The 695-nt window shown below is 62.2% G+C and carries 1 protein-coding gene; it reads right to left on the reverse strand.

Annotation, left to right across the window (positions count from 1 at the left end):
- Positions 1-47 precede the first annotated feature (47 nt).
- Complete coding sequence (locus ACFPPB_RS20350) at positions 48-680, reverse strand: GntR family transcriptional regulator (protein ID WP_377330491.1); 633 nt, start codon at positions 678-680, stop codon at positions 48-50.
- Between the last annotated feature and the right edge of the window lie 15 nt (positions 681-695).

Genomic DNA, 695 nt, shown 5'->3' on the forward strand with positions numbered 1-695 from the left:
CTTTCCCGCAACACGATGACCCACGAGAGCACTGGATCGGAGGCTGCCTAGTGATGAAGGTCGTCGCTGCGGTCATTCAGCAACGCCACGATGCTCGGGACGAGTTGCTTCCGGCGTTCGTGATAGTCGCGTAATGCGGACTTCAGGGCCGGAACGTCGCGTGTCTGCCAATACCGGTTCAGTTCCGAAAGCTCTTCGAAGCTGTGCTCGAGCAATCCTTGCTTGGCACGCCGTATCGGTGCCAGCCGGTCGTTGGCTCGTTTCACCGCATGGTGCAGCGACCAGTGACCGGTCGCACCGGCGATCGCGTCGAACAGCTGCCAGGTCAGCTTCACCAGATCGTCGTCAGCGCGCGAAAGCTCCGGTTTTCGGGTCTTCCGGAACATCGGTGCCACACCGATATCGCATGCCATCAACAACAGGCGCTCCATCCAATCGTAGAGATCGCGCATGGCGACTTCGGTGAGCAAGGGGACGTGCAGTCCGTTGCGGGCGTGGTCGGCGACCATGCCTTCGCCGGCCAGACGGGACAGGGCGATTCGAACCGGCGTGGGGCTGAGGTTGAACTCTGCGGCAAGCGTGGCCGGATCGATCCGCTGCCCGGGTGCGTAGCGTCCCGACTGCAGAGCGCGCCTGACCTGTCCGTACACGAAAGCACTCTTGGAGTGGGTCGCATCCATAGCTGAACTCCATGG

This window comes from Rhodanobacter terrae (assembly GCF_042657005.1).
GTDB classification, from domain to species: domain Bacteria; phylum Pseudomonadota; class Gammaproteobacteria; order Xanthomonadales; family Rhodanobacteraceae; genus Rhodanobacter; species Rhodanobacter terrae.

What these genes read in the sequence shown, in the direction of transcription:
- ACFPPB_RS20350 (WP_377330491.1), bottom strand. Translation starts at nt 680, where the DNA reads ATGGATGCGACCCACTCCAAGAGTGCTTTCGTGTACGGACAGGTCAGG.